The organism is Bifidobacterium sp. KRGSERBCFTRI (assembly GCF_025908335.1).
The window spans coordinates 315,990-335,044 of the sequence record NZ_CP109653.1 but is presented as its reverse complement, the minus strand read 5'-3'; the positions used below and the strand labels follow the sequence as shown (position 1 = coordinate 335,044).

Annotated in this window: 13 protein-coding genes, 2 tRNA genes and 1 pseudogene; 6 read left to right on the top strand and 10 right to left on the bottom strand. The window is 59.2% G+C overall.

The window, feature by feature from the left end; translation table 11 throughout:
• Positions 1 to 146 precede the first annotated feature (146 nt).
• The 5 genes and pseudogenes from OGI63_RS14265 to OGI63_RS01365 all read right to left on the bottom strand — a co-directional run.
• Positions 147 to 248, bottom strand: a pseudogene (locus tag OGI63_RS14265) (XRE family transcriptional regulator); the annotation flags it as partial.
• Between the two features lie 159 nt (positions 249 to 407).
• Positions 408 to 481: transfer RNA gene (locus tag OGI63_RS01380), tRNA-Gly, on the bottom strand.
• Positions 482 to 814: 333 nt separating this feature from the next.
• Positions 815 to 1,936, bottom strand: a complete 1,122-nt coding sequence (htpX, locus tag OGI63_RS01375; RefSeq protein ID WP_041777458.1) for a zinc metalloprotease HtpX — start codon at positions 1,934 to 1,936, stop codon at positions 815 to 817.
• A 241-nt stretch (positions 1,937 to 2,177) separates the two neighbouring features.
• The gene (locus OGI63_RS01370; protein ID WP_041777194.1) at positions 2,178 to 3,629 is read right to left on the bottom strand and encodes an FAD-dependent oxidoreductase; all 1,452 of its coding nucleotides are present in this window, start codon (positions 3,627 to 3,629) and stop codon (positions 2,178 to 2,180) included.
• Positions 3,630 to 3,710: 81 nt separating this feature from the next.
• Positions 3,711 to 5,378, bottom strand: a complete 1,668-nt coding sequence (locus OGI63_RS01365) for an ABC transporter permease (RefSeq protein WP_231837096.1) — start codon at positions 5,376 to 5,378, stop codon at positions 3,711 to 3,713.
• A 402-nt stretch (positions 5,379 to 5,780) separates the two neighbouring features.
• On the opposite strand from OGI63_RS01365, the gene OGI63_RS01360 reads away from it, so the two are divergent.
• Positions 5,781 to 6,791, top strand: a complete 1,011-nt coding sequence (locus OGI63_RS01360) for an asparaginase (RefSeq protein WP_041777192.1) — start codon at positions 5,781 to 5,783, stop codon at positions 6,789 to 6,791.
• A 50-nt stretch (positions 6,792 to 6,841) separates the two neighbouring features.
• On the opposite strand, the gene OGI63_RS01355 is transcribed toward OGI63_RS01360, so the two are convergent.
• Together OGI63_RS01355 and OGI63_RS01350 are read right to left on the bottom strand one after the other, a co-directional pair.
• Positions 6,842 to 9,151, bottom strand: a complete 2,310-nt coding sequence (locus OGI63_RS01355; protein ID WP_011742608.1) for a heavy metal translocating P-type ATPase — start codon at positions 9,149 to 9,151, stop codon at positions 6,842 to 6,844.
• A 355-nt stretch (positions 9,152 to 9,506) separates the two neighbouring features.
• Positions 9,507 to 11,432, bottom strand: coding sequence for a S1C family serine protease (locus tag OGI63_RS01350; protein WP_011742607.1), 1,926 nt, complete (start codon positions 11,430 to 11,432; stop codon positions 9,507 to 9,509).
• Positions 11,433 to 11,645: 213 nt separating this feature from the next.
• On the opposite strand from OGI63_RS01350, the gene tgt reads away from it, so the two are divergent.
• Positions 11,646 to 13,061, top strand: a complete 1,416-nt coding sequence (gene tgt / locus OGI63_RS01345) for a tRNA guanosine(34) transglycosylase Tgt (protein ID WP_217268755.1) — start codon at positions 11,646 to 11,648, stop codon at positions 13,059 to 13,061.
• A 211-nt stretch (positions 13,062 to 13,272) separates the two neighbouring features.
• On the opposite strand, the gene OGI63_RS01340 is transcribed toward tgt, so the two are convergent.
• Both OGI63_RS01340 and OGI63_RS01335 read right to left on the bottom strand, forming a co-directional pair.
• Positions 13,273 to 13,977, bottom strand: a complete 705-nt coding sequence (locus OGI63_RS01340) for a response regulator transcription factor (protein ID WP_041777191.1) — start codon at positions 13,975 to 13,977, stop codon at positions 13,273 to 13,275.
• Positions 13,978 to 14,074: 97 nt separating this feature from the next.
• On the bottom strand, positions 14,075 to 15,430 hold the full coding sequence (locus tag OGI63_RS01335; RefSeq protein ID WP_041777190.1) for a hypothetical protein: 1,356 nt from the start codon (positions 15,428 to 15,430) through the stop codon (positions 14,075 to 14,077).
• A 194-nt stretch (positions 15,431 to 15,624) separates the two neighbouring features.
• Here OGI63_RS01335 and OGI63_RS01330 point away from each other — a divergent pair, with 194 nt between their 5' ends.
• The 4 genes from OGI63_RS01330 (at position 15,625) to OGI63_RS01315 (ending at position 18,004) form a co-directional block, all read left to right on the top strand.
• On the top strand, positions 15,625 to 16,110 hold the full coding sequence (locus tag OGI63_RS01330) for a hypothetical protein (RefSeq protein WP_011742603.1): 486 nt from the start codon (positions 15,625 to 15,627) through the stop codon (positions 16,108 to 16,110).
• A gap of 368 nt (positions 16,111 to 16,478) precedes the next feature.
• The gene (locus OGI63_RS01325; protein ID WP_041777189.1) at positions 16,479 to 16,727 is read left to right on the top strand and encodes a hypothetical protein; all 249 of its coding nucleotides are present in this window, start codon (positions 16,479 to 16,481) and stop codon (positions 16,725 to 16,727) included.
• Positions 16,728 to 16,886: 159 nt separating this feature from the next.
• A tRNA-Leu gene (locus OGI63_RS01320) sits at positions 16,887 to 16,969 on the top strand.
• Positions 16,970 to 17,542: 573 nt separating this feature from the next.
• Positions 17,543 to 18,004: an Hsp20/alpha crystallin family protein gene (locus OGI63_RS01315; protein WP_021913490.1), complete on the top strand. Its 462-nt coding sequence runs from the start codon at positions 17,543 to 17,545 to the stop codon at positions 18,002 to 18,004.
• Between the two features lie 143 nt (positions 18,005 to 18,147).
• Here the strand turns inward: OGI63_RS01315 and OGI63_RS01310 are convergent, their stop codons facing one another.
• On the bottom strand, positions 18,148 to 18,996 hold the full coding sequence (locus OGI63_RS01310) for a DMT family transporter (protein ID WP_217268757.1): 849 nt from the start codon (positions 18,994 to 18,996) through the stop codon (positions 18,148 to 18,150).
• Between the last annotated feature and the right edge of the window lie 59 nt (positions 18,997 to 19,055).

The following is a 19,055-nucleotide window of genomic DNA, read 5'->3' as shown; positions in this document are numbered from 1 at the left end:
CAGAATCGGACACTCCTGCAACCTGCGATGCCGCGAACCCGATTACCCCCGGAACCGCACCAACAGCAGAGTCAACCACCCCATCCGACGCTGCCACACCAGCCGTATCGGCAGCCAAGTCCATGCGTCCCGCATCCACACAGCCCCACGCGTCCCGCACCTCCACGGCCCGCCGACGCGCACACGTCGCCCATGACCAAATCATCCAACGTCACACCGAACATGTCGCAAAGCATCAGCAGCTTGTCACAAACGTCGCGTTCCACGCCACCATCTTGCGGTTGCATTGCGATTCGCAACCAAATTTTGCGACGCAACCGACAGTTGCGCGACGCGAAGTTGGCTTCACGGGTCTTTTACGACAATAGAAAAACCCTTGAAATTCCAACGATTCCAAGGGTTTTGAGTGGAGCGGATGACGGGAGTCGAACCCGCCTTTAAAGCTTGGGAAGCTTTCGTTCTACCGATGAACTACATCCGCAAGGTGTGCCTTTTGGGCACGAGCCATTAGTCTAGCACGCCATTCCCGCTATATGTGGCAGATTGTCCGGTTCCGCAAAATCGATTTGCGCTATATGTGGCAGTTCTCCGCGGGCAAGAGCTGTTAGAGGGTACGAAATCGAAGGTATGGGGGCATCTTCGCGAAGGAAAGTGCCACATATAGCGGAAATCACTTTCTCGGCAGTCTCTTATCTGCCACATATAGCGATTTTGGGAGTCGTCAGCACAGCAAGTATGCGTCCGCAGCAACATCAGTACCGGAAAAGGCTGAAAGTCGGGGCAGGAACCAGCGGCGCGGGAGGCTGTGGGGGCGTCAGCGCGACCCTCTTCTGCGCATGGGGCGTTGCGAATAGTCGCGCGAATATCCACCGGTCGAACCCGCCGAACCCGCCGGACCCGAACCGTACGAATCGTAAGCGGAACCATACTGCGAGCCGAACTGCGGCCCGTCATAACCGCCCTGTCGAATGTCGATCGCGGCAACGCCGGTCGTTGCGTATCCGCCGGCCAGGTAGCCCGACTGCGCGCCCTGCTGCCGCATCTCCTGACCCATCTGCATGAGCCGCGCAATGCGGTCCTGAATCGGCGGATGCGTGGAAAACAGGCGCGAGAAGCCCTCCGCGGAGAACGGACTGGCGATCATCATCGCAGCCACCGACTGCGTTCCCGCGGTCTTCTCCATCGGCATCGCGGCCGCGCCGCCGGAAATCTTGTTCAACGCGGAAGCGAGCGCCTCCGGATCCTCCGTCAGCTTGGAACCATCCTCGTCGGCATCGTATTCGCGCGTGCGGGAAATCGCCATCTGAATCAGCGACGCCGCAATCGGAGCAAGAATCGTGCTCAACAGCACACCCAGCAATCCCAAGCCGCCGGATGCCGAATTGTCGCGATCATCACGGGACCGTCCACCTCCGAAATACATGAGCGAATATCCGAGGTACGAGATGACGGTGGCCATGGCGGACGCAATCGCGGATGTCAAGATGTCGCGATTGTAGACGTGCATGAGCTCGTGGCCGAGCACGGCGCGGATTTCGCGCTCGTTAAGCATCTGCAGAATACCTTGCGTGCAACAGACCGCCGCGTGACGTTCGTTACGTCCCGTTGCGAACGCGTTGGGGCTCATGGTCGGTGCGATGTAGATACGCGGCATCGGCTTGCCAGCCTTCGCCGACAGTTCGCGTACGATCTTGTACAGTACGGGCGCCTCCTGCTCGCTTACCGGCTGCGCGTGCATGCTGGCGATCGCGAGTTTGTCGGAAAACCAATAGGAGACGAACGTCGAGCCAATACCGATGCAAAGGTAGATTCCAAGCGTGCTTTGACTGGCACCGGCCGCCCACCAAATGAGCATGATGATGCCCCACATCAACGCGAATAACAGCGTTGTCTTCAAGCCATTGCAATGGCCGTGCACCTGCAGTTTGCCGTTCATGATCACCAGCGTAGAAACAGAGTCTGAGTTTTTGCTGGATATGCGCTGGAGACTGGGCCGCGGGAAGGACTAGGGGCAGTTGCGGAAGTTCGCACGCTCAGCTTCTCCCGGATGTCCGATTCACCAGAAGCGGACAAGTACAGGATAAAAAACGTCTTGGGTGTCCGATTCTCCAGAATCGGACACCCAAGACGCATGAAAGAAGCCTGAAACCTATCAGACTGGGTTTCAAACACCCACCTCACGCATGAGCCAGCGCGCGCATCTGCTCCGGGTCGATGACCTTCTTGTGCTCGCGGCCTTCCTTCGCGCCTTCGGCACGTTCGAACGCATCGACCTTCTTCCAGCCGGCGAAGTCGATCGGCTTGACACCGCGGGAGGCCAGCAGACGGTCGATGGATTCCGGATCGCGGTCAGCGGCCACGCGACCGCCTTCGGCGGCCTTGGACAGGTCCTCCAGCATGTTGGTGACGATGAGCAGCGCGTCGGACTTGGTGGAGCCGATCAGGCCGACCGGACCACGCTTGGCCCAACCGGTGGCGTACAGACGCTCACGCACCTGCGCGCCCTCACCGGAGGCCTCCGTGGTGATGCGGCCGTCGCCGTTCGCGTTGGCCAGGTGCGCGCGACGCTCGTCGTACGCGATGCCCGGCGCGGTGGCCGGCTTGTAGCCGATTGCGTGATACACGGCCTGCACCGGGTACTCTTCGAATTCGCCGGTGCGAGTCATCTTGCCGTCCGCGGAAGTCGTCGTCTTCTCCACGCGAATCGCCTTGACCTTGCCGTCCTTGCCCAGCACTTCGACCGGAGCGGAATTGAAGTGGATGTAGTACTTGCGATCCGCCGGGTTGCCTTCGAAATCGGTGTCGCCGTCGTCTTCCATGTCCTCGGCCATCTCGCGGATGGTGAACAGCTCCTCGACCATCTGACGGGTTAGCTTGTCCTTGCCAGCCTCCTCGATGGTATCGTCGTCCAAATCGAAATCGTCCTCGTTGATGATCAGCTGCACGCCCGGCAGCTTCTCCATTTCGCGCAGCTCCTGCACGGAGAACTTGGCCTGAGCCACGCCACGGCGGATGAACAGGTGCAGGGTCTTGGCCTTGTTGGCCTTGATGCCTTCGTACACGTTGTCCGGAATGTCGGTGCGTTCCTTCAGGTCGTCGGCGTTGCGCATCAGCTCGCGCGCCACGTCCATGGCCACGTTACCACCGCCGATCACGGCGACTTCCTCGGCTTCGAGCGGCCATTCGCGAGCGCCGGTCGGATAACCGTCATACCATTCCACGAACTTGGCCGCGCCATACACGCCGTCCAAATCAGCACCCGGCAGACCGAGCGGCTTGTCTTCCACAGCACCGGTGGCGAACAGCACGGCATCGTAACGTTCCAGCAGCTCGTCGAGTGTCACGTCCTTGCCGAATTCCACGTCGCAGTACAGGTGGATGTCCGGATTGTCGAGCGTCTTCTCAAGCGCGGATGCGATGAATTTGATGGACGGATGGTCGGGGGCCACGCCGTAGCGCACCAGACCGAACGGCACCGGCAGCTTTTCGAACAGGTCGATGCGGGCCTTGGTGCCCAGTCCCAGCTCTTCGCCGAGCTTGCCCAGCTGGCGCAGGAAAATATCGGAAGAGTAGACGCCTGCGGGGCCGGCGCCGATTACAGCAATACGAAGTTCGTTGGTTTCGCTCATATGTTCCAGCCTAATATATTCCCTGCATTTCCAACAGGGGGCATTACGATTCCGCCGTATTGCGGCTCTTCCATATTGAGGTCACGCGTGCGGCAGCGTGCGGTACACGTCCGACCGCACGTACACGGCGATGTCGGAAGACGTGACCCATGTTTTCCACGGCACGTGCTGGCTGGCGACGACGATTTGCCGGTAATCGCCCCTCTTCAATCCGAGCCGATGGAAGAAATATTGCGGAAAATCGGTGTCACCGATAAGGAATTCCGGTGCGCCTTTGGCGGCACAGCTTGCGATTTCGCGGTTCATCTGCGCCCGCGACGGCACCTGGTTCGGCACGAACGTGCGGCCCTCGTACGTGCAGTCCAGCAGATTGCGCGCGAAGTACGGATTTGCCGCGATCGCCGGCCAGCTGTAGCGGTACGTGTCTTCCATGCGATTCGTGTGCGTGCCGTCGGGCCAGGTCGTGTCGGGAAGATACCGCCAGAACGACACCCAACGGTTGTGTTCGAGGTTGTTGTTGCGCACGAACGTGGCCAGCGCGCGACCGGCTGAATAGTCGTAGCGAATGTCGCATGCGATCGCGGCGGCGGTCCACACCAGACTTGGCAGCAGCGCCACGACGATTGCGATACGGGCGATGTGCGCGACGCGGACGGCGTGCGTGGCACAGGCGGCGCGCAGCGAACGCGAAAGAGGCGTCGGCAGTGGAATATCGGCGATTCCGAGGGCCTTGTCTTGCACGTTGATCCACAGTTGCACGACGAACAGCGCGAAGATGATGCCGATGTGGTGCATGCTGAAGTATTTCGTCGCGCACAGGCTCAGCAGAACATACGTGACCAACAGCAGATCGAGGTTCTTGCGGCGCAACGCGACCCGTGCCAGCACGCTCCAAATCGCCAGTGACAGCGCCACGCACAACGCAATCGCAAGAACGCCCATGTGCAGACCATGCAGGGAAACATCGCCCGCAAAAGCGGTGAACATGCTTTCGGCGGGCAGCACCGTCCAGAACAGCGCGAATTGCGCGATCGGCGGATTACCGCCGGGATCCTGCACCGCGCCGAACGTGTCGGAGCGCGGCAGGACGCACGCCGTCAATACAAGACCGACGGCCAGCAATACCATCCAAGCCGCGAACCGGGCGGGATTGCCGAAAAGCCCGTCACGTACGGCAGGACGGCCTGTTGCGCCCCGAATCGCACGCACCATCCAAACCAATGCGAACGCGCATGCCAGCGCAATGCCGTAACTGCTGGTGCAGCACAGCAGCACGAACGCGGCCGTCAATCGCCATGGGTGTTCATCGCGCGATTTCCAGCAGGCCGCGATGACGAACAACGCGCAGCACATCAACGCGTAGGGCCGCGAGGTGACGCCGTATTGGTAGCACAGAAAGTAGGTGAACGGCAGCAGCGCAACGGCCAGCCGGGGCAGTGGCGCGCGGAAAACCAACAATCCGCACATTAATGCCGAACAGACCAGCTCAACCCCTTTCAACCCCCATTCATATGGCACGCCCAGCTTCGCCGGAATCGACAGCAACAGCCACCACAGCGGCGGATGGCCTTCGTAATGCGGGCGGACGAGCAGCAGGTCTCGATAAGGGCAATCCCTTGCAATAAGCCACGATTGCGCCTCGTCGAACCACGGCTCGTGGAACGCCATCGTGACGATGACCACCGCAAGATACACGGCGAACACCACCACACGGTAATGCCGTTGCAGGCAGTCAGCAACCGTATTCATAGATAACCCCATCCTCCGCGCCCCACGCGTTGAATATCCCCCATCAGTAAGCCATAAGCATAATAACGCACATGCGACCACGGTACGGCACTGTGATGCGCCTCTCAAACATCCCACGGGGAACCTTCGGCAAACCTATGATGAACCTTCGGAAACCCGCCTGTCTCACCGCCCCATCGCAGTCACGCTCTCGGCGTCCGATGCTTTCAGAATCGGACGCACGCGGCACGTACAATCGCAACTGGTTTTCGAAAAACCGCGGCGACGACAGACAAAACCGCAATCGCGGCAACGGCACACGGCGAGTACGATGACATCCGGCTTCCGCGCACAAGGACAAGCATGCAGAGACACGCACATAGAGATACGCGCCGGCAGATAACACGCAGCAGAAAGGCAACCATGCGCATTCACATCACGTATACCGGCGGCACCATCGGTATGGTCGAGTCACCGAACGGTCTGGTTCCGGGCGCCGATATGCGCGGCTGGCTGCGCCGGCTGATTGAGGACGCGCATCTGGACCCGAGCTTGTTCTCGTTCACCGAGCTGGACCCGCTGATCGATTCGTCGAACGCGACGCCCGACAATTGGCAGACGATGGCGGACGACCTGCGCGCGCACCGCGATGACGCCGACGCATTTGTGGTGTTGCACGGCACCGATACGATGAGCTATTCGAGCGCCGCGCTGTCTTACGCGCTGACCGGTTTCGGCAAGCCTGTGATTTTCACGGGGTCGCAGCATCCGCTCGGCAAAATCGAATCGGACGCCACCGCGAACGTCACGGGTGCGCTGAACGCCGCGATGAGCGGACGTTTTCATGGCGTCGGCCTGTTCTTCGGCCATCATCTGTTCGCCGGCAACCGTGTGAGCAAATCGTCAAGCTGGGCGTTCGAAGGGTTTTCGGCGCCGTCCACCGGCCCGCTGGCACGTACCGGCACGCCGTGGCATTGGTATGCGGGCGATTCGGCCGGCTCCGGTTGCGGTTGGGCGTCGCCGCTGCCCTACTCCCGTCACGATGTGGCCGTGATCGACATGGCTCCCGGCATTTCCGCCGCGCGATTGGCCGCGATGCTCGACCCTCGTCCGGAAGCGGTGCTGTTGCGCGCGTACGGCGTTGGCAATGTGCCGAGCGACGAGCCAGGACTGACCGACGTGATCGCCGACGTGCTGCATGACGGCGTGCCGGTCGTCATCGCATCGCAATGTCAGCAGGCGGAAGTGCTGCTCGGCCATTACGAGACGGGCGACGCGATCGCCCGCGCCGGTGCGATCGGATCGGGCGACATGACGCTGGAAGCCGCATACGCGAAGATCATGTTCCTGCTGTCGCAGGGCGTGGACGCGGCCGATTTCGGCACGTGGATGCGCCGGAACATCGCTGGCGAAATCTCGCCCAGCTCGATGTAGCACGGCGCAACGCGGTTCAGCCTCCGCACGGCTCGTCGCCGCAACCGGCGCTACTCGCGGTCGAGCAGGGCGGTGAGCGCCCACAGGATGCTGACCACGTCGATCGCTTCCTGCATGAACGCGCCGACGACCACCGGAATGAGGTTGAACGCGGCCGCGACCATGCCGATAATCGCCAATCCAAGGCCGACCAGCACCGCCTGCAGCATCACTTTCTTCGTGCGGCGGGCGATGGCGATGGCGCGCGGCACGGAGGCGATGTCGTCGTTCATGATGACCACCTGCGCCGATTCGGACGCGGCGGTGGACGTGCCGTCGGTCATGGCCATACCGATGTCCGCAACCGCCAGTACAGGGGCATCGTTCACGCCGTCGCCGACCATCATCGTCACCTGTCGGGTCATGGATTCGCCGACCACGCGCTGTACGACCTTGTCCCACGCCGGCTGGTTTTGGTGCGCGTCTTCCGTGGCGTTCTTGACGGCCGCGACCTTGCCTTCGGGGAAGAGTTCGGATTGCACGTCGTCGATGCCGACCTCGCCCGCGATGATGCGTGCGGAAGCCTCCTTGTCGCCGGTGAGCATGGACAGTTTCTTCACGCCGAGCCGGTGCAGTTTTTCAAGGGACGATTTCGCGTTTTCGCGCGGCACGTCACGCAGCACGATGCGCGCGGCGAGCTTGCCGTCGATCGCCACGTACGCGGCCATTTCGTCCGGCTCGAGCGGGGCGAACAGCGAATTCACCTCCGGCTTCTTGGAAGCGCCGGCAGCGGTACCGGTCGCCGAATCGCCAACCGCGCTATCGGCCACAGCACCAGCCGCAATACCGGCCGCCGCACCTGCGCCCAGCACATGCGTGAAGCCGGCCTCGTCGGCCGTCACGTACGCGAAACGACCCACGCGCACGGCATGCCCGTTCACCTCGCCGGACACACCCTTGCCCGACTGTTCCTCGATGTTCTTCACCACGGGGTAATCGCGTCCATGCCCCGGCAGATCGCGTTCGGCGCACAGCCGCTGCCCGTTCTCATAGCGCGCGTACAGTTCCTGCATGGCCTTCTGCCCGGCCGCCGCGATGCCCTTCGACAGAATGTGCACCGAGTAGCCTTCCACCACGCCGGCCATCATCAGAATGTGGTTCTCGTCGTACGGCGAGCTGTTTTCGAACGGCTTCTCGACGCGCACGACCTGCGGCTGCTTGACGGTAAGCGTGCCGGTTTTGTCGAAGAAGATATGCGATACGCGGCCCAAGTTTTCCAGCACGTCCTGCGCTTTGATAAGAATGCCCGCCTTGGCAAGGCGACCGGTGCCGGCCACGTACGCGACGGGAGCGGCGATCAGCAGCGGGCAGGGCGTGGCCAAAACCAGCACCTGCGCGAATCGCAATGGCGTGCCTGCGACGGCCCACGCAATGCCGGCGATCGCCAGCGAAAGAATGGTGAACGGCACCGCCAGCACATCGGCGGTTTTGACGACGGTCGGGCGCGATTCCTGCGCCGACGACACCAGTTCGAGGATCTTCTGATACTGCGAATCCTGCGCCAATTGCGTGGCACGCATCGTCAGCGCGGTCGATCCGTTGACCGCACCCGACAGCACGCGCGCGCCCGCATACACTTCGCGCGGCACCGGCTCGCCGTTGATATTGCTCAGATCCAACGTGGCGACGCCCGACAGCAGTTCGCCGTCGACCGGCACCGTTTCGCCCGGCAGCACGAGGATCACGTCGCCAAGCTTGACCTGGTCGACCGGAACGGTTTCGAAATGCTCGCCGGCCGCGTCGTAAGGCTTGGTTTGGGTGGTGGACTTATTCGTTTCCGCAGCGTTAGGCACATCCACACTGGCGACCTTGCGAAAGCCGTCCGCCGTCATGTCGCCCTCAGCATCACCGGCAGTACCGTCGGCCCCAGCAGCCGCCGCACGTGCACCCACGCCCGGCAACGTCACCACGTGCGCGGTCCGCGGCGCCGCATCAACCAGCGCCGTCAGGTTGCCTTCCGCCTTCGACTGTGCGAATTCCTCAATCGCCTCGCCGGAGGAAATCATCAGCACCACGGCCCACGCAGCCCAGTATTCCTGCACCGCCACCGTCGACGCGATCGCAATAACCGCAAGCAAATCCACACCGACGTGACCGTGCCGCAAATCGTCAATCATGCCGATCACAGTCACCACAATCGTGTACACGACCAGCGCGATCACGATCCACTGCCCGACACCCGGATTGAACGGTCCGAAAGTCAGCGAGACGCCCGCAGCCTCCCACGGACGCCACGAACCCAGCAATGCCAACGGAATCGCGGCAATGATGGCGATCGGCAGCAGCGGAACTTCTTTGCAAATGGAAATGATTCTACGCATGAGAATCTCCTTACGCTCGTATCGGACGCCTTGTTAACCCATCGGCGCCCCGCCTGCGCGGACCATCGATACACGGCGTAAAAAGATATTTCCAGCATAACAGAGCATTGCGATTGCCGCGGTCGTTTGCGTGTGCTTCCGTTCGTCGCGCGCGTTCCGCGCATACGAAAAGGGCCGTGCGATTGCTCGCACAGCCCTTGTTTTCCGCCGTTTTTCGGCTTGTTCAGCGTTTTCCGCGATTACGCGGATTGCGGTTGCGACTTCGCCGTCAGCCTATCGGGTGGCAGCCACCCGTATCGCTGTCGGCATGAACGCCGCACACCGTACGTTGCCGTACGATGCCGCGCATCCGGCTTTACCACAGACCGAACGGATCGAACAGGCCACCGCCGTCGCCGTTGTTGCCGTTACCGCCATTCTGGCCGTTCTGGCTGCCGCCATTCTGGCCGTTGCCGTTATCGTCGTTGCCGTTGTTCTGCTGACGCTGTTCCTGCTTGTTGGAGGAGTTCGTCTTGGTCTCTTCCTGGTCGAGCGTCACTTCGAGATCCATGGTGTTGCCGCCGCGCACAACGGTCAGCTTCACCTTGTCTCCCATGGCGGAGGCGCGCACGTAACCGAGCAGCGAGTAGTTGTTGTTCACTGCCTTTCCGTTGAACGCCACGATGGAGTCGCCGGCCTTCACGCCGGCCTTGGACGCCGGGCCACCGTCGGTCACGGCCTGCACCTGGGCGCAGCCGCGGGTCACACCGTCCGCTTCCACCGAGGAGCTCTTGATGGTGATGCCAAGCACCACATGCTTCACGGAACCGTTGTCGATGATCTCGTTGGTCACGCGCTTGACGAGGTTCGCCGGAATGGCGAAGCCGATGCCGATGGAACCTGCCGTGCCGGACGAGCTTGCGGTGGAGGCGATGGACGAGTTGATGCCGATCACCTGGCCGGCCGCATTAAAGGTCGGGCCGCCGGAGTTGCCCGGGTTGATGGCCGCGTCGATCTGTACGGCGTTGGTGACGATAGCGTTGTTGTCGTCATCGGTCACGGTCACCGGGCGGTTGAGCGCGGACACGATGCCGGTGGTGGCGGTGTCGTCGTAGCCGAGCGGATTGCCGATCGCCATGACGGCCTCGCCGACGGCGAGATTGTCGGAATCGGCGAATTCCGCGACTTTCAGATCGCTCGGCGGATTGTCGAGCTTGATCACGGCCAAATCGGTGGTGGTGTCGGTGCCGACCACCTTCGCGGAATAGACGGCGCCGCTGGCGAGCGTCACCTGAATCTGCTGCGCGCCGGAAATCACGTGGTTATTGGTGGCGATATAGCCCTTGTCGCTGATCACCACGCCGGAGCCCTTGGCTTCGCCGTCGCTGGTCGCCACGTCGATGGCCACCACGGAATCGGACACTTCCTTGGCCACCGCGGTCCAATCGACCGCCGTACCGGACTTCGCCTTGGCGGAACCGGAACCGGACGTGTTGGACTTGACGTCGGACAGCGAGCTGGAGGACGGCACATGCACCCAACCGTTGGTGATCGCGGTGAAGCCGACGCCGAGGCACAGCGCGCCGGACACCAGTGCGGCCACAACGGCGGTGACCACATGGCTGGTCATGCCGGACTTCTGCTTGGTGACGACCGGCGTCTGGTTCGGCTGGTTCGGGAAGCCCTGCCCCGGAGCGCCGAACGGATTGCGGTTGCCCGGTCCCGCAGGGGGCATGTTCGCGCCGTACTGCGGCTGCTGCTGATTGTTCTGCTGCGCGCCGTTCTGCGCGGACGAGCCGCCAAACGGATTGCCGAACGGATTGCCATTGTTCCGCTGATTGCCGGTCGTATACGGGTTGCCGAAAGCGCCGAAGAACGACGGACGGTTGTCCTGCGGCTGGCGCTGGCCCTGCTGCTGCGCGCCGTACTGCGGTTGCTGGACGGTCTGGCCGCTGGCATCGCCAGCCGGCGGCGTCGGCACCGGACCGTACGCGCCGTATTCGGGCGCCGGACGGTACTGTTCGGTCGGCGCATCCTGCGTCGCGTTGTTGATCACCGTGCGTTCACCGGCAGCGGAAGCATAATCCGGCGTATCGTCAGCGGTATTGCCTGCCGTGCCATCCGCCGCGTCCACGGTAGGAAGGGCGGTGGTGGGCTGCTCGCCCGCGTTCGGCACTGCAATCGGTTCGGTAACGGAAGTCTGTGCTTCGTCGGCGACGTTCTCGCTCGGCGTCTGCGGCGCGGTCTGCTGCGTGCCATCCTGCGGCTGGGCGATGTTCTGATCGCTATTATCTTCAGCCATTGTTGCTCCTTATTCGTCTCGCGGCATTCAACATGGTCAGCAATCGTGCCGCTCGAACTGCTATCTAAGAGTAAAGATACCTGCTCTGGAAGTTTCCTGAATGTTTGTTGAAAGTAGCAATCGAATCGCTTGGCAGTTTACTCCATACGATGCCACCGTCGACCGCCGATGGCGCCACCGCGGCAATCGGCGCTATCGCATACAGTTGAGAGCATGACAAGCTTGAACGAACCACAGACCGGCGCGGTGGCGCACGAGACCTCAGCGGCCAACGCGGCAGCCGGCGCAACGCACGACGCAGCAGGCAACACGACCAGCGCGGCATCGACCGAAAACCTTATTGAGCATCCCCGCGGCGCGGAACCCGGCAAGCCCGGCCGCCGCGACGCGTTCTACTTCGAGCAGAAAACCCGCCTGCCAGATGCGGCCGATGGCAAGGGCCGCGGCGGCGCGCGATACGGACGCACCGGCATCATCCACACCCCCCACGGCGACATCCACACCCCGGCGTTCGTGCCGGTGGCCACGCAGGCCGCGATGAAGGCCGTGCTGCCCGAAACCATGAAGGATCTTGGCGCGCAATGCCTGCTGTCCAACGCGTTCCACCTGTATGAACGCCCCGGGGAACAGGTGCTCGACGAAGCCGGCGGACTCGCCAAATTCATGAACTGGAACGGTCCGACCTTCACCGATTCCGGCGGATTCCAGGTGCTGTCACTCGGCGCGGGCTTCAAGAAGACGCTCGCCATGGACGTCACCGGCATGAAATCGGACGACGTGATCGCGGAAGGCAAGGAGCGGCTCGCGTTCGTGGACGAGGACGGTGTGACGTTCAAGTCGCCGCTCAACGGCTCGCTGCACCGGTTCTCCGCCGAAATCTCCATGGGCATCCAGCACAAGATCGGCGCCGACATCATGTTCGCTTTCGACGAGCTGACCACGCTGATGAACACCCGCGGCTACCAGGAACGTTCCGTGGAACGCACCTACCGCTGGGCGCAACGTTGCGTGGCCGAGCACAGGCGGCTTACCGAGGAACGTCTCGGCAAGCCGTATCAGGCGCTGTATGGTGTGGTGCAGGGCGCGAATTACGAGGATCTGCGCAGGCATGCCGCCGAACAGATCGCTTCGCTCGATTTCGACGGCGTCGGCATCGGCGGCGCGATCGAGAAGCGCATCATCGGCGACACCTGCGCCTGGATCTGTGACGCGATGCCGGAAAGCCGTCCGCGCCATGTGCTCGGCATCGCCGCGGTGGACGACATCTTCGCCTGCGTGGAGAACGGCGGCGACACCTTCGACTGCGTGGCCCCCGCGCGTTGCGGCCGCAATGGTGCGATCTTCACGCGCCACGGCCGCTACAACATCAAGCGCGCGCAATTCAAGCATGATTTTGGCCCGCTTGAAGAGGGCTGCGATTGCTACACGTGCACGCATTATTCGCGTGCTTACGTGGATCATGCGTTGCGCGCCCGCGAATTCAACGGTTTCACATTGGCCACGATCCACAACGAGCATTTCTTCGTGAAGCTGCTGGACGACATTCGCGCGTCGATCGACGGCGGATATTTCGAGAAGTTCCGCGACGAGACGCTCGCGCACTTCTACGAAAACGGCTCCAAGGGCTGAGGCAAAGCCACTCCGGATTAAGTATCCTGAAAACAGCTCAAGCGCCGATGAACCCCCGTCGGCGCTTTTTCATGCCTCCCCGTATCCCGTCCCATGTGTCCGATTCGGGAGAATAAGGACACCCAAGCCCTTTCCTAAACCCAACGAGTGTCCGATTCTCCAGAATCGGTCACAGCACATATACGTTTATCAGAGATAAAAGCTGCCTAAATCACACACCATGCGTCATGGTTTGCATCAGCCAGAGGGCTATTGCCTGACCTCGCGTTTTCGCCCCAAGCTTCGCCATGGCACGCTTGGTATAAGTCTTGACAGTGTTCTCCGATAATCCTAAGCACTCCCCCACTTGAAGTGTGGTCTGCCCTCGCGCATACCTGACTATAATCGCCGTTTCCCGATCGGACAAAACTGGTTTCACGGCCTGCCCGCCAAGAGTCTCTGCATCGATCCTACGATGCGCCTGTACTGGCAACTCAAAATGCAGATCCGGCATGGTTTCCGCTAACTCATCCGGCAGATAAACGTGTCCAGATACAACGCATTCGAGAGCAGCGGCAATAGTGCGCAAATTTCGTTTCGCGACAATGCCTTGCACTCCAGCCTGAGCCACCGCAGCAGCATATCGGCGCAACGGAAAAGAAGTAATCGCCAAAATCGGCATATCGTCAACAGTACGCCGAATCTCCTGGCAAATCTGCACGCCATCGGCATCAGATAATGACATATCCATGAGTAATATCTGGGGACGTGTTTGCGAATTACTACATAATTCCGCAGCTTTTTTACCAAGCGTGCATCGCCATAAAATTTTCTCGTCTCCAAATTGTTGAGCCAAATAGCTAGACAACGCACCCAACGTCAACACATCATTGTCGACTATTCCTATATGTTCAACTGATTTGTCAATTCTTTCCACATTAGTTTCCATTACATTAACTACCAAATTACTTGCGATATTTTATAAAGCTTCAGCATGAATAATTATCAAATATCTACACCAAAACCTATTGTTTTCACAACGGTATGACCACATGCAGCGTCCAAGTATCACCCTCTTCACAAGTAGTAATCGACCCGCTCATCGCGTCAAGCATCCTCCGATGAAACGCAAGTCCCCTTCCTGAAACCTTCTTCTTATAGCCGCTCTGCGCATCGTGCGGGCACGCTATAGCGTTTACCTGCGTGATGCGGAGGCATCCGTTCTCGCTACTGACAAAAACAGCGTATGGCTGACTCGTATCAGCGTGACAAGAAATATTGGTGTATAACTCATCAATCAGACTTGTACACTCATCAATCAGATCCGCACAAACACTTTCACCAGTATCATCAGCATCCGCAACATCCAGCTGAATCTCACTTGTTCCAACAAACCCGAGCGTCTTAAGCCGAGAATCCCCCTCATCACAATGCTCGCGAATAATTCTCTCCAATGAAGAAACATCTGGCATCTGTATTTCTTGCGATTCGCAATCAAACCCTTCGCCGCCAACGGGATTTGCGGGGTCGATATCTCGTCCAAGAATATCAATAACTTCATGAACATTGTCCATCGTACGTTGAGCCGCATCATCGATATGTTTCCACGCAACCCGTTCCTCGTCCGATAAGGTTTTACCCTCCAGCTGCTGCTGCGCAATAAAGGCAATATACGACAGACCACCGGTAACCGTATCATGCGTCCTGCTGGCCAATTTTGCATCTCGGCGCATAACCGTCATGCGATAACCCGCCTGTTCCAATCTCCTATCGCGATCCGCAAGCACTGCGATAAGCGCCCGATGCGCGGCAACAAATGCATATATCAGCCAATACAGCGCATATACAACGCACAAGACTCCCCCGACTAATGCCAACCATAACCAGTGCGACGCGTCATAAGCAATCATTGTCGCAGTGCCCAGCAACGGAACACCATATCCGCCGATATACGCATACAGCGTATCGTTATCAACGAATTTTTCCAAGGCTTTTGCCAGCCCGCCCGCAACCGACGAATGTATCGTGCCACGGTATTTCATACATCTCACACGCCGTTTACCGAAAATATTTTCCCCACGGAACAGGCGCACGATGTACACGCCTCGATTGACGATGAAATACACAGTATAGGAAACAGCAAAAATCGCGCTGACACACGCATAGAATCCGTTTCCATCACGAGAATAGAGCCATCCTGCAGCCATCGCTACAACCAGCAATGGCAAGGAACGCACGTCAAAGCGGCGCTCATAGTCGATATCATCCTTATCAAGAAAGACCTCGCGGAAAAAATCTTTCAAGCCATATGTAAGGTCATGCATGCCGGCCGTCACGCGCTCAGTATGTACGCCACCGTTCGAGTCGCATGCATTTTGCTTCCGTCGCATATTCACACCTTTCACCGGGGGACACATTCCGTCATCATGTAAATCACGCAATGCGGTTCCGTACAACAGCAATGTCACCCGTTTGAATATTTAATGCGACACGTCCCCCTAACAGGTGACAGCACTCTATCACAATTGCGAACACGCTTCTACTCTCGACTGATGTCACGTCAACTTGACGAAAAGACATATATATGAAAAAGAACACGTTACGTGTTATTGCGACTATTTTGGCTTGTGCGACACTTGCATCGGGGAGCGCGACAGCAATGGCAGATGAAGCTTCGCTTCCCAGCATGGATGAGGTGCCGAACAGCGCAGCAATCGAACACGAAGCACATAGCCTCTCCGTCCAGCCCACAGCCGACAAACAATATGCTTACCCGGCAGAGGCGGAGGCTTCCGGAATATTCCCCACTAAAAATGCAAACGCCTTGCAACCATTGAATGACACGGATGACGTGCCACAGAGTCGTGGAGCCGTAGGAAATGTAGCCAAAGCGCTTAAAGTAGCGGCAAAAATTTTCAGTGGAGCAAAATGGCTCGGCGATCTCTCCGGCTTTCTGCAAAAACCTGAGAATTGGGCAGCTGGCAAAATCGAGCAATTCCTCCGTCAGCATGGCGTAAACGCAAGCACTGCACATTGCGTAGCGCAAATTCTGGCGAATATTTTAATTTAATTCCAATATCAGTTATCGCAGGACATTAAATTATGCTGAAAACTATTCTAACAATTACCTTCGCTTGTATATTATCAACAGTTCAGGGAATGCCCCCATGCGCCATCAGTAATCCATCAGTAAGCAATGCAGCTGCAGTCACAGTCTCCTCAAAAGCAACGTGTGATCACGAATATAAACTTTTAGGGAAAACATGCAAACGCCTACACGGTGCTGCGGCCGCAGTATGCTGGGCCGGGGCAGCCGCAGCCTATGCCGCCTGCCTAGCGGGGAAAAGTTCCAATGCGACAAATAGCCAAACACTATCTTCCAACCCGAAGAGCGAACAACCCGCAATCGAAGATACGCGCATTTGATGGGAGACGAGCATGCAGCGACAATTCCAATACGAGGGTGGAGATCGGGTGTTGTCGGTTTCCGAACCGCAAATCGACGAGGACACCTGGAGTGTAGACGTTCGTCTGGAAGACGCTTCTGGGCAGACCGTCTGGGAGCATGTCATTTACGGCATCGACGAGGTGCAAGCCACGCTCTTGGGCTTACATTTTGCGAAAACCCGATTGATGGATGACGGCGGCTACCGTTTTCTCGGCGGCACCGATTTGATGCTGCCTTGATTCACGCCCGTTCACAGCCGCGTATTCGCATGTCTATTTGTCCGATTCTCCAGAATCGGACAAGCTGCGTCGCGCCGCTTGAATTTTCCTACGGAAAATGGCGGCACGACACGCCGATTTGAGGTTGCGTGGGTTTTGGTGTAAATTAATTCACTGTCTGCGAGCGTGGCGGAATGGTAGACGCGCTGTCTTCAGGTGGCAGTGAGTGTATGCTCGTGGGGGTTCAACTCCCCCCGCTCGCACGGGCCGAAAAGGGCTGGAATCCAACGATTCCAGCCCTTTTGCTTTATCCAAAACGTATGAAATGTGACAAAAAAGTACTAAAAATGCGCCGAAAGCCCAGCTATCTCAGCAGAAACAGACAAACGGACATCCAAACCCAAAACCAGCACCACAAATGTCCGATTCTCCAGAAAACACAATCCGAATAACCAATTCGGCAGAATCGAACACATAGCCACCCAAAACCACACTTCACGTGACCGGTTGGAAAAACAGATACGTAACGCATTGCAGACCAATCCCATGCGTCCGATTCTGAAGAAAAACGAAATTCGCCGTACGACTTTTCCGCGCACGCAATCGCAAGCATTTCCCGGTATTTCACTGTGAGCATAATCGCGGAATGAGCAGGACACGGAAGAGTTGGGTGAAGTGAAAGGTCAAGGTCAGGAGCCCGGGAGGGTTCCGGATGCGGCAACGAACCCGGTCGCCGGTCTCGCTGGATGGTGACGCCGCAGCGATAATCGCACGGCCGGCTGCCAAGCCGCATTACTCCGCGCACAGAACGCGCATTTGCTTAAGGAGTACCGATTATGGCAATGTTTCCGGCTTTGATGAATGACACGATGTTCTCCGATCTGTTCGACGATCCGTTCTTCGAGGGTTGGCGCAACATGGACCGCGCAGCCGCATGCGATCCGAACATGTCCGCAGGCATGATGAGCACCGATGTGCGTGAGACCGACAAGGGCTACATGGTCGACATCGACATGCCTGGCTTCAAGAAGGACGACATTTCGCTGGACCTGCAGAACGGCTATCTGACCGTTTCCGCGCATCGCAACAGCTCGCACGAGGACAAGGACGACAACGGCCGCTGGCTGCGTCGCGAACGCTACGCCGGCTCTTGCTCTCGTAGCTTCTACGTTGGCGAGGACGTGAAGGATTCCGACATTCACGCCAGCTACAAGGACGGCACCCTGTGCCTGGAAATGCCGAAGCCCGAAGCGCAGCAGCAGGTTGAGACCAAGCATCAGATTGCGATTGAAGGCTGATTTCCAGCTGCCGTACGTCATATTCGCACGTCGTAAGTCACGGTAATCGCTAAGCAAAGCGAAGCCGGACGCCCGTAAGTGGGTGTCCGGCTTTTTTGTTTGTCCGCACGCCGCCGCCCGAAAAGCAACGCCCGTCACGGCACTTAACGTACCAAAAACACCATGATGAGAATCATCACGAATCCAACCAAATCGGTCGGTTCGAACACCGCGTCCGTCCATGCCACCGCGGAAATCGTGGCCATCACCGGTTCGCTGGTGCCGAGCATGGTGGCACGCATCGAACCGACGCGCACCACGCCGGCCATGTACAGCCAGAACGCGCCGAATGTGCCGCCGATCACGGTGAACGTCATCAGCCCCACACCCAGCCAATCCAACTGCGGCGCCGTAGCCCACGGCCGCACGAACGGCAGCAGCACAAGCCCGGAAATCAGGAACGCGATGCCATTGACGGTGAAGTTGCCCCAACGTTCGATGAGCTTGACCGGAAGAAACACCATGGCCGCCGTGGACGCCGCGTTGATAGCGCCCCAAATCAGGCCGACCAACGGCAGTTTCAGCGTGGTGAAATCGCCGCCGGTCGCAATCAGCACGGTTCCCGCGAAGGCGAGCGCCACGCCGATGCCTTCCCGTACGCCGGGCAGTCGCCGCCCGCGCAGGCATACGACCCCCAAGACGAACAGCAGGTTCAGGCTTTGCAGCACGGTCGCGGTGCCGGAGTTGGTCCAGTTGATCGATTCGAGGTAGGCGACCTGCACCAGCAGCACGCATATGATGGCGGTGGCCAGCAGCCGCGGATATGATTTGCGATCGCGTAGCGCGCCGGTAAGCAGTTTCGGCGTCATGATGGCCGAGCAGGTGAGGAAAAGCACGCCGGCTGCCAGTTCGCGCACGCATGCGATCCACAGCGGCGAGGCGTGGTACGTGCCCATGAGGATTTTGGAGACGGTGGCGTTGACGCCCCACAGCACGCCGCCGCACAGGGTCATCGCAATGCCGATAATCAGGTCTTTCGGCGTGCGTTCGAACGTTTTTTCCGCCACTGCGG

Excerpts from the sequence above, each read along its gene's own strand:
- htpX (WP_041777458.1), bottom strand. The coding sequence starts at position 1,936 with ATGAACGGCAAACTGCAGGTGCACGGCCATTGCAATGGCTTGAAGACA.
- OGI63_RS01370 (WP_041777194.1), bottom strand. The coding sequence starts at position 3,629 with ATGAGCGAAACCAACGAACTTCGTATTGCTGTAATCGGCGCCGGCCCC.
- OGI63_RS01365 (WP_231837096.1), bottom strand. The coding sequence starts at position 5,378 with ATGAATACGGTTGCTGACTGCCTGCAACGGCATTACCGTGTGGTGGTG.
- OGI63_RS01360 (WP_041777192.1), top strand. The coding sequence starts at position 5,781 with ATGCGCATTCACATCACGTATACCGGCGGCACCATCGGTATGGTCGAG.
- OGI63_RS01355 (WP_011742608.1), bottom strand. The coding sequence starts at position 9,151 with ATGCGTAGAATCATTTCCATTTGCAAAGAAGTTCCGCTGCTGCCGATC.
- OGI63_RS01350 (WP_011742607.1), bottom strand. The coding sequence starts at position 11,432 with ATGGCTGAAGATAATAGCGATCAGAACATCGCCCAGCCGCAGGATGGC.
- tgt (WP_217268755.1), top strand. The coding sequence starts at position 11,646 with ATGACAAGCTTGAACGAACCACAGACCGGCGCGGTGGCGCACGAGACC.
- OGI63_RS01335 (WP_041777190.1), bottom strand. The coding sequence starts at position 15,430 with ATGCGACGGAAGCAAAATGCATGCGACTCGAACGGTGGCGTACATACT.
- OGI63_RS01330 (WP_011742603.1), top strand. The coding sequence starts at position 15,625 with ATGAAAAAGAACACGTTACGTGTTATTGCGACTATTTTGGCTTGTGCG.
- OGI63_RS01325 (WP_041777189.1), top strand. The coding sequence starts at position 16,479 with ATGCAGCGACAATTCCAATACGAGGGTGGAGATCGGGTGTTGTCGGTT.
- OGI63_RS01315 (WP_021913490.1), top strand. The coding sequence starts at position 17,543 with ATGGCAATGTTTCCGGCTTTGATGAATGACACGATGTTCTCCGATCTG.
- OGI63_RS01310 (WP_217268757.1), bottom strand. The coding sequence starts at position 18,996 with ATGACCCTGTGCGGCGGCGTGCTGTGGGGCGTCAACGCCACCGTCTCC.